Annotated in this window: 10 protein-coding genes and 1 pseudogene; 6 read left to right on the top strand and 5 right to left on the bottom strand. The window is 68.8% G+C overall.

Features of this window, described 5'->3' with window-relative positions:
• The first annotated feature begins 335 nt into the window (after window positions 1–335).
• The 3 genes from ACQKIP_RS31585 (at window position 336) to ACQKIP_RS31575 (ending at window position 1,141) form a co-directional block, all read left to right on the top strand.
• Window positions 336–620 (top strand): hypothetical protein, encoded by a 285-nt coding sequence (locus ACQKIP_RS31585; RefSeq protein WP_365866518.1) that lies wholly within the window; start codon window positions 336–338, stop codon window positions 618–620.
• Window positions 621–637: 17 nt separating this feature from the next.
• Window positions 638–883 carry a hypothetical protein gene (locus tag ACQKIP_RS31580; protein ID WP_365866520.1) on the top strand — a complete coding sequence of 82 codons (246 nt, stop codon included), beginning with the start codon at window positions 638–640 and terminating at the stop codon, window positions 881–883.
• 87 nt (window positions 884–970) lie between these two features.
• Window positions 971–1,141: a hypothetical protein gene (locus ACQKIP_RS31575; protein ID WP_365866522.1), complete on the top strand. Its 171-nt coding sequence runs from the start codon at window positions 971–973 to the stop codon at window positions 1,139–1,141.
• Here ACQKIP_RS31575 and ACQKIP_RS31570 read toward each other — a convergent pair.
• The 4 genes and pseudogenes from ACQKIP_RS31570 to ACQKIP_RS31555 all read right to left on the bottom strand — a co-directional run bounded on the left by ACQKIP_RS31570 (window position 1,138) and on the right by ACQKIP_RS31555 (window position 3,446).
• Complete coding sequence (locus ACQKIP_RS31570) at window positions 1,138–1,632, bottom strand: DUF6083 domain-containing protein (RefSeq protein WP_365866524.1); 495 nt, start codon at window positions 1,630–1,632, stop codon at window positions 1,138–1,140. The two genes, ACQKIP_RS31575 and ACQKIP_RS31570, sit on opposite strands and share 4 nt — an antisense overlap.
• A 346-nt stretch (window positions 1,633–1,978) precedes the next feature.
• A pseudogene (locus tag ACQKIP_RS31565) lies at window positions 1,979–2,461 on the bottom strand (ATP-grasp peptide maturase system methyltransferase); the annotation flags it as partial.
• Window positions 2,458–2,595: a hypothetical protein gene (locus ACQKIP_RS31560; protein WP_365866526.1), complete on the bottom strand. Its 138-nt coding sequence runs from the start codon at window positions 2,593–2,595 to the stop codon at window positions 2,458–2,460. The gene ACQKIP_RS31560 and the pseudogene ACQKIP_RS31565, both read right to left, overlap by 4 nt.
• Before the next feature lie 305 nt (window positions 2,596–2,900).
• A complete protein-coding gene (locus ACQKIP_RS31555; protein ID WP_365866528.1) occupies window positions 2,901–3,446 on the bottom strand; it encodes a pyridoxamine 5'-phosphate oxidase family protein in 546 nt (181 codons plus the stop codon).
• 742 nt (window positions 3,447–4,188) lie between these two features.
• On the opposite strand from ACQKIP_RS31555, the gene ACQKIP_RS31550 reads away from it, so the two are divergent.
• The 3 genes from ACQKIP_RS31550 to ACQKIP_RS31540 all read left to right on the top strand — a co-directional run bounded on the left by ACQKIP_RS31550 (window position 4,189) and on the right by ACQKIP_RS31540 (window position 7,606).
• Complete coding sequence (locus tag ACQKIP_RS31550; protein WP_365866530.1) at window positions 4,189–4,668, top strand: diadenosine tetraphosphate hydrolase; 480 nt, start codon at window positions 4,189–4,191, stop codon at window positions 4,666–4,668.
• 329 nt (window positions 4,669–4,997) lie between these two features.
• A complete protein-coding gene (locus tag ACQKIP_RS31545) occupies window positions 4,998–6,647 on the top strand; it encodes a GMC family oxidoreductase (RefSeq protein WP_365866532.1) in 1,650 nt (549 codons plus the stop codon).
• Between the two features lie 608 nt (window positions 6,648–7,255).
• Complete coding sequence (locus ACQKIP_RS31540) at window positions 7,256–7,606, top strand: DUF4190 domain-containing protein (RefSeq protein ID WP_427744832.1); 351 nt, start codon at window positions 7,256–7,258, stop codon at window positions 7,604–7,606.
• A gap of 220 nt (window positions 7,607–7,826) precedes the next feature.
• On the opposite strand, the gene ACQKIP_RS31535 is transcribed toward ACQKIP_RS31540, so the two are convergent.
• Window positions 7,827–8,699 (bottom strand): hypothetical protein, encoded by an 873-nt coding sequence (locus ACQKIP_RS31535; protein WP_365866536.1) that lies wholly within the window; start codon window positions 8,697–8,699, stop codon window positions 7,827–7,829.
• Between the last annotated feature and the right edge of the window lie 392 nt (window positions 8,700–9,091).

Here is a 9,091-nt window from a genome sequence, read left to right as displayed (position 1 = left end):
GTCCACCTGGCCAAACCACGGGACTACCCATGACCTGCCGACCACCGCGAAGCTCGCGGCGAGGGCGTCGCGCACCCGCGGAACACCCTCACGTCCGCGGGGAGACCTACGGCCCGCGCGGGGAGCAGTACACCGCGACGGCGACCTGGTCGCCGGACTGAGATCCATCCCCGCGTGTGCGGGGAGCAGGAGGGCTGATGAGGGCGGGCGTGACCTGCACAGTTTCCCGGCAGCCCATTCACCCGCCTATTCGGGCGGTATGGTCCTAGTGTCATCTGCGAACTCATCTGGATTCTAATTCGGGAACCCAGCGAGCATTGCTCCGGGAGGACGGCATGAGCGACCAGCCGTGGACCATCGAGTCCATCCGTGACGCCCTCGGCAACCCCGCCCTCGCCCAACGCTTCCTCAGCGAGATCAACAAGGCACAGGCGCACGAACTCCTACAGGTCTTTGCCCGCTGGGAACGCATCGCCAAGGACACCCACGCCGCTGTCGAACGCGGCCGGGAGATCGCAGCAGCCGAAGCCCGCGGCGAAGAGCCCCCCGGCGAATGGATCGACGGCACCGCCCGCCTGGAGGCGGCACGTGACCGATTTCGTGCACACGGCGCCGCCTGACCTGACACCCTGGCCGGGTGTACGAGCTGCGATATGACGCCACCATCGAAGCCGTCTGGGACAGCCTCCCGCAGCCGGCCCGCGACGCCTTCGACCGCGCCCTCATCGCAGCCTGCGAAGACCCCTACGGCGTGACCGAGCCCTACGGCATCGACGACGGCGTTACCCGCACCCTCGCCCTCGACCAGACCGTCGCCGTCCTCCTGCTCACCCACGCGCCGCGGAAGATACTCCGCATCCTCCAGATCACCTACCTCGGCTGAACGCGACGCCCCCGTCGCCCACCGGGCTGAGGAGCATTGCGATGCGCACGGCCGCGGAAAGAACCTCAAGCAGAGGAAGGAGCCGCCGTGGCCGGGGTCGACCGCAAGCACATCCCCGCCCGCGGCACCTGCGACGGCGGGACCGTCACCGTGCGCGACGCGGACGGCAACGAGCCCGGCATCGCCTGCCTCGCCTGCGGCGGGACCGGCGAAGTGGGGACGCTGCAGGACAACGAAGACGACGGTCAGGCCGACTAGCCGACGTCCGGCAGGCCCTCATCCGGCTCCCGCGGCGGTGGCGGGTTGTAGAGACGTTCGGCTGCCCGTGCGTTCTCGCTCCGCACAGACGCCAGCCACGACCACGGATTCGGCAACTCGATCCCGGGACAGACCAGCCGGTGCGGTATCCGGCACATCGCACCCGGCGAAGGCTCGGCATCCCGCGTCCAGCACGCCATCCCAGCTCTGTCGATGACCCAGCGGAAGAACGGCGGGACCATATGCGCCGGAACCTCCGCCACCGGATCCAGTCGCTCCAGCAGCACCCACGCCCCGAACCACGTTTCGAACCGGTCCGCCTCCAGCCCGCACTCCCGGCATACCGGCCGGGCAGGCGGCCCGTCCGCGTCCGCCCCTGCGTCCAGGGCCTCCGCCCGATCCGTCAGTTCCCCGACCCGTCGCCAGTACGCATCGTCCGACTCGCCCGGCTGCCGCTCAGGCAGCGACAGCTCCTCATCGAATTCCCCCATATCCCGAAGGTGCGGCGCGCAACTACTCGGCACACGTCATTCTTCAGGCGGGAGCCCCGCGGCCTCAGCGGCGAGAGGAGGCAGGCGAGCCGTCCCGCGGCGCCCGCAGCCCCACACGGCCCGCAGGACGAGGCCGGATAGGCCCTCTTGTCAACGCTGCCCCGTGGCCTGTCGCCGGCCACGGGAGCGGGATCTAACGAGAGGACTGCGGCGTCGGCCACTTCGGGAACTCCGCCGGACACTTCTCCGCCACGGCACGCAAACCCGGCCTCTGCCGAGTGCTCCTCGCCGAAGTCGAACCACTCGCCCTCCAAGTGCCGATCCTTGGAGTAGGCCGTCAGACAGTCAAGGCGGCATCCGCACGGGCCGCAACTGCGGGATCTACTTCGATGGTGGTCACGTTGTCCTCGCCGAGCCGGAAGCACATCAGGGTGCACGAGTAGCCGGTGCCGGTGCCGATCTCCAGCACCCGGTGCCCGTCGTTGACCTCCAGCTTCTCAAGCATGGCCACCACCGTGGCGGGGGCGGTGGACGAGGAGGTCGGGGAACCCGCCGCTTGGCCGCCGGCCTGGTCGGCGGCCAGGTGCCCGTCGAGCTGGGTGGTCAGCGACTCGTCGCGGTAAGCGATCTGCGTCCAGGCATCCGGGGCGGCGGCAGCGGCCGTGACGGGCTTCCAGCGGCCGCCCTTCGCGGGCAGGAACACACCGGGGTGCAGGAACAGCTCCCGGCGCACGGCCTCCACCGCCGCCCTCCACCGGGGGCTGACCAGGACTCCCGCCTGCGTCAGGCGATCGGCCAGGGCGCGCCGCTGAGGGGCGGTGTCGGTCATCGCGCTACTCCTTGCGTCAGCAGGTCAGCGAATGCGGCGGACATCGCCAGGCCGGTGGATTCCTCCAGCCACGCCCACTGTCCGTTCGGGTTCAGTTCCAGCCACCGCAGGCCGCCCGTCTTGTCCACGGCCAAGTCGAAACTCCCCGACGCCCAGCCCCAAGTGATCCAGACAGGCAACAAGAGCCTTCTTTATGCCGTCGGGCAGGGCCGTCACCTTGCAGGACAGGGCCACTCAGGCCTTGCGCCAGTCCAGCATCCCCGACTCGATCCGCACGGCGAACACCCGCCGGCCGACCACCAGGACACGGATGCCGCCCCTGCAGCCGGGGCGAGGCGATCGCCACGACGGACGCCTCGCCTTGCTCAGGGGCACAGAGGCATCTCCCGGCGGCCCCCGGCGTGCCATCCGCCCGCGCGGCCGGGGGCCCACCGTGCGCTCAGAAGGTCCAGCGCGTGTGGCTGAACACCCCGTCGTCCCTGCCGAAGCCGTAGGCCGTCTGAGGTGCCACCGCGAAAACCACCACACTCCCCTTGCGCATCCCCTCCCCCATCCCGAAGAAAGTGCCCTCCGGCGACGTCATCTGGTCCCCGTACTTCGCCTCATGCGCGGCAATGACCTCCTCCAGCACCGCCGGATCCGTGACCCGCTCCGCCACGCCCTCCACGATGAGGTCAAGCCCCTCTGCGAGGCTGTTCTGTCCAGTGGTGAGCGCGCAGTGCGGGTCCCCGGCGAGGTTTTTCGCCTTCTGCTCCCCGGGGCCGGTGGAGAAGTAGAGCGCGCCGTTGGACCAGGTGCCGATCAACGGCGTGACGTGCAGCCGACCGCCGGGACGCACCGTGGAAAGCCAGAAAACCTCGGCGGCCTCCAGCCGGCGACGGGCCTCGGCCCATTCGACAGCCGTGACCGCCTCAGCCCCCGGGCGCGGATTGGTCGCTGAGCTGTAGCGGGCGTCCAGCTCGCCTACGGGTCGCGATGCGGGCATGCCGGTCTCCTCTCATCCCTTGTCCCTTGTCCCTTGTCCTGCCTGTAACGACCGGCCCGCAGGGCGGGTTTCACCGCTGTGCCCGTCTGCATCTGCCCGCGACCTCGGAACCATGGGCGGCACCAGCTACAGGGTCCATCACCGCGTGTGCGGGGAGCAGAGGGTGAAGTTCAGGTACCGGCCCAGAGTCGCGGGACCATCCCCGCGGGCGCGGGGGTCAGTCTCGCGCCCAGGCATTCGCCGGGAGAGCAGGGCGTTCTGAGCAAATTTCAGAGATCGAACATGTCCACCGTCAAGTTAAACGAGACCTGAGATGCAGCGTATGCGCCCCCAGCCTGAGACAGTAGGAACACCGATTGATTCAAGCTAGGTACAGAGCATCTGGGAGTTCTGTTCCGTTCGTGCCCCGTCCCCGGTCTCTCGCGATCGAACTCAGGTATTTCAGGGCTCGACCGGCAGCGACCGCCATCCGGGGCGCGGCGCCTCCGCGCCCCAGGGGCTTGTGGTCGAAATCCAGGTCCCTGGCCGTCGGCCGGCGAAGTGCCCCCCGCAGAGGCGGCAGATATCCCTCGCGGGACACCGGTGCACGCTTCCACAGGAGCACCGGGTGCAGGTCGCGGGGCAGCCGGCGCACCGCTGACGGGGATCCGTGGACATGGCCGGAGCCGCTGCTCGCCGCACTTGCCTGATTCTTGAACCGGGCAAGGCGCGGCGCTTGATCACCGGCATGTAGCTTTTGGCCATGACCGGTGACTGGCGGAGGGATCGGATCGGGACCGCGCTCAGAGGCGAGAATCCGACCGTGCTGCGACGGCTGACGGCGGGCTTCGCGGTGATCGGCGATGTTCAGTTCCTGCCGGGTTACTCGGTGCTGCTCGTGGACGACCCGAATGTGCAGCGGCTGTCGGACCTGCCGAAGGCGAAGAGGCTGTCGTTCCTGTCTGACATGGATCAGCTCGGTAAAGCGGTCGAACGTGCCTGTCGGCGACTGGATCCGGCTTTCCGGCGGGTCAACCTGGAGATCCCGGGGAACAGGGACTCGTTCTTGCATGCGCACATCTGGCCGCGGTTCGACTGGGAGCCGGCCGCCCTGGTGGGCCTCCCGGTGTGGCTCTATCCGCGTGAGCGGTGGAGTGACGTGCGGTGCAGTCTCGGGCCGCAGCATGATGCGCTGCGGTATGCGATCAGCAGCGAACTCGATCAGCTGCGTTCGGCGGCCTGACACTGCGGCCCCGCCAGGGCAGTGAGGCACTTCTTGGCGGTGCAGACTCGCACGCGGTTGCGGCTCATGGCGCAGGGGCAATCGACTGGGCGCAGGCCCGGCGCGCGGCCTCCCTCGCTCGATCAGCTCGCCCTTCCACCCCGTGAGCGTCGGACACGAGAGATGTGTGTCCTGGGCGCGCTGCGAGGAGAGGGCCTGCTTGGTCACCCGCATTCGTCACCGGCAGCCTGTTCGTGCTGACCGGCGGACTCGGCAATATCGGCGCGCCAGCCACCATGCCCTTGGTCCTGCGTATTCTCCCCTGGGCCCGAACGTGTTTCACTGCGGCCATGACTGACGGAGCATCAGATAATGAAGCGGACTACATCGTCGTGGGCGCCGGCAGCGCAGGGTGCATCGTCGCGCGCAGGCTCGCGGATACCGGTGCGAGCGTCATTCTGGTGGAGGCGGGCGCGGATCGGCTTGACCGTTCGCGCGTCATCCGAGTCCCGGGCATGATCTCGATCATGCACTCCGTACCCCAGGTGAAGAAGCGTTTCGACTGGGGCTACTACACAACTCCGCAGGAGCACGCGGGCGGCCGCCGGATTCCCGTCACCCGCGGCAAGCTGCTCGGCGGCTCCAGCGCCATCAACGGCATGCTCTTCGTCCGTGGTCACCGGCGCAACTACGACGACTGGGCCGCGGCAGGCTGCACCGGCTGGTCACACGCCGAGATACTGCCCTCCTACAAACGCATGGAGGACTGGGAGGACGGCGCGAGCGAACTGCGCGGCGCCGGGGGCCCGGTGGCGGTGACCCGCCAGAGCGGTCTCACTCCGGCGTCCCACGCGTTGGTGGAAGCATTCGGCGACGCGCTGGATTCACCCCGCAACGACGACTACAACGGAACCGAACAAGCAGGCGTCGGCGTCGTGCAGATGAGCGCCCGAGACGGTGTCCGCTACAGCGCCTCGCACGCCTATCTCGGTGACGACCGGCCGACCGGCCTGAAGATACGTCCGGCGGCCATGGTGACGCGCGTGGTACTCGAAGCGGGACGGTGCGTGGGGGTGGAGATCACCGACGGCCGCCGGCAGCGGCAGATACTGCGCGCCGGGCGCGAGGTCGTGCTGTCGGCCGGTGTGGTGGGCTCGGCGCAGATACTGCTGCTCTCCGGGATCGGTCCCGCGGAGCAACTGCGCGGCCTGGGGCTCGATGTGGCCGCCGAACTTCCGGTCGGGCGAAACCTCCACGACCACCTCTTCGTACCGATGACCTTCCTGGCCCCCAGCGCACAACACCGCGGCACCGCAGGCCATTTCTTCGCCGGGATGGTCTCGGAGGCGGTGCGCGGCGGCGGTTGGCTGGGACGTACCGTTTTCGAGGCAATGGCCTTCGTACGGACTGCCGCAGCCCAGACTCCCGCCGATCAGCCCGATCTGCAGCTGCTCGCCCTCCCCTGGTCGTATCCGAGTCCCAACCAGGACGCTCCCGTCCGTCACGCCGTCGACAAACGGGCGGCGCTGACGGTGATGCCGACGCTCATCTACCCCAAGAGCCGCGGCGAGTTGCGGCTGGCCTCCGCCGACCCCGCCGTCGCCCCACTGATCGACCCGGGCTTTCTCTCCGATCCTGATGACGCCCGTTTCCTCGTCGCCGGCATGAAACTCGTGCGGGAGGTCATGGCGCACAAGCGCCTCACGGAGGTCGTCACCGGCGAGCTTCATCCGGGCCCGGCTGTCGCCGACGAGGCGGACCTCGCACGCGAGCTGCCGCAGCGCATCCACTCCGTCTACCACCCGGTCGGCACCTGCAAGATGGGCGGATACGAGGATGAGGACGCCGTCGTCGATCCTGAACTGAGGGTGCGCGGCATCGAAGGCCTGCGCGTCGCCGATGCCGCCGTGATGCCGAGCATCACGGGCGGGAACACCAACGCTCCCGCCATGCTGATCGGTGAGCGGTGCGCGGAGTTGATGACGCAACACGGCAAGTAAGCAGGCGTGGCAATCCCTGCGTGCGCGGGGAGCAATTGGTGTGCCGGTTCACGTGAGCCGCCAGGCGGGGGCCGCCCCCGCTTGCGCGGAGAGCGGATTCGCTGACCCGGGTGTTCACCGGTGAAGGCGACCGATAGTTTCCTCGATCCAGCCCGCGGTGGTGTCTGTCCGGCAGCGGGGCTGGCTCAGACGCGCAGGATCCGAGTCGGACGTTCCGCTTGGCCGCTCCGGGCGCCACGGCCGGCCGGAGGTTGCCGAGGTGGGCGCCTGCCGACAGATACGCTGCAGATGTCGCCGAACGCCGGCGAGGCGGCGAGGCTGCGAAGCGGCGAGCTTCCGTGTCCCGTACCGCTACCCCGTGACGCGGATGCTCGAGGACCTGTCCAGCGGCCTCTGGGAAAGCGGGAGGGCTCGGCCCGAGGTCCAGGAAGTCCGCCCGTTCGGACAAGCACGCTCGGCGGACTTCACGCATTCACAGACGGTGTCAGGGCATACGGGCAGCTACGGCAACTCGACTGATATTCAGCACAGATGGGTGTGATGTCATGACATTCGCCGTGCTTACAGTGACCTACGGCAACTACGGGCATCCTCCTGAGCACTCCGGGATGCGGCCGGGCAACGGAATGGCGATCGCCGCTCTTGTGCTCGGCATTCTGGCGATCCTGCTCTTCTGGACGGTCATCGGTGGCGCACTGCTCGGCCTGCTGGCGGTGATCTTCGGCATCATCGGCGCGCGCAAGGCGCGTGGGGGCCGGGCGCCTCACGGTGTGATGTCGATCATCGGTGCGGTGCTCGGCGGGCTCGGCCTGATCGCGTCCGGCGTGATCATCGCGATCGGCGCGTCGATCCTCAATTCGGACGAGTACAAGAACTTCGACGACTGCATCAAGCACGCCGACACAAAGAGCGAACGTGACGCGTGCGCGAAGGACTTCGACCGCGAACTCAACGACTGACCCGCCCCGCGCCCCATGCCGTCGGTACCCGAGCGTCCCTTGATCCGCGTCGCCTCCATGCGCCGTAGACGTTGTGCGGGAGGTGGGGAACACCTGCCGGCGGAAGGCACGGCTCAGGGCTGAGCTGTTGGCGGCGAAAGGTACGCCGGGCCGGGCGGATCCTGCGGGCATCGCGGCCCTGTGGGGCCGGGCGCGAGGCCGGTGACACAGCGAAGGCAGGTCAGGCGGAGGGCAGTTGCGGCGTTCCAGCGGGGGCGGAGCCGTTGCCGTTGGCGGGCGGCAGCGCAGGCAGCTGGTCGGGGGCGGGGAGCTGCGCGGGCGGCAGCGGGTCGAGGCCCTTCTCCGCACGCAAGTGTTCGGCGTCGGCTCGTCTGAGCTCAGCCCGGGCCAGAAGAAGGGCGGCCTCGCCTTCCTTCTCCGCGCGGACCACGCCCGCCTCCCCTTCCAAGCGTGCGCGGACGATGGCGGCCTCTCCTTCCCTCTCCGCGCGGGCCACCAGCGCATCACCTTCCAACTGCGCCCGGGTCACGGCAGCCTGCCCCGTCGAGGCGGCGCCGCTCCCCTCCCCGGTGTCCTTCTCCTTGGCACCCCATGCCCGGAGGACCTTCGGGATGAAGGCGAACCCCAGGGCGACCAGGCTCGGAGCGCTGACCACCACGGCGGCGATCGCAGGTGCATCCACAACCCCGAAGCCGGCGCCGTCGACGGAGGAGAGCACACCCCGGAGGCCTGCGAGCAGGACAGCGAGGAGAGTAACGACCAGGTATGCCTCACGGTCGGGGAAGCGCGTGGGATCTTGCAGGGCGCGCCTGTCGGTTGCGGAGGCCGAGCTGTCCAAGGAGCCGTCCGCCCTTCTCCTCCTCCTGGTCCACCACGCGGCGAACGCGTGCTCGACGTCAGGACTCACGAAGAACGACGCGCCCAGGACAAACCAAGCACCGAGCAGCAACTTCCAGACCCACGGCTCGCCACTGTCCCGGGCTGATACGGCAACGAGCACGAGGCTGAGAATCACCAACATCCGCACTGCGCTGAAGACGCGGCGGACGACGGCCAGCCCGTGAGCGTACAGAGAGTGTTCCCGCGTGTTCATGCCACCAGAGTGGCGGACGAACGTCGCGCCCGGGAGGTATCTGAAGTATCCGGACTCCGCCTGAATGCAGGCGCGGGCGGTGTCGGCCGCAGGGGAGGACGGATCTCCAACCTCTGGCTTCGGGGGCGGGTGTTCCATCCAACCAAGCTGCCGGCGGCGGCAGTGAAGCCGGGACCTCGACCAAGACGGCCAGGCTGCTCACTTCCCTGACGCGCCACCATCCGCGCCCGCCCCCGCCGAGCAGCAGATCAGTATCCGACTCTTTGTCGAACTGCACGGTGCCCTGCGGACCCACTCCCCCGGCAAGCCCGGGGCCCCGCCCTCAGGATGTCACCGGAATACCGACCAAAGGGGCAAAGGGTTGATCCTCACGGTACGGGCGTGGACTTCGC

Source organism: Streptomyces sp. NPDC059900 (genome assembly GCF_050270335.1).
Classification (GTDB): Bacteria; Actinomycetota; Actinomycetes; order Streptomycetales; family Streptomycetaceae; genus Streptomyces.
This window is presented reverse-complemented; position numbering and strand designations above follow the sequence as displayed.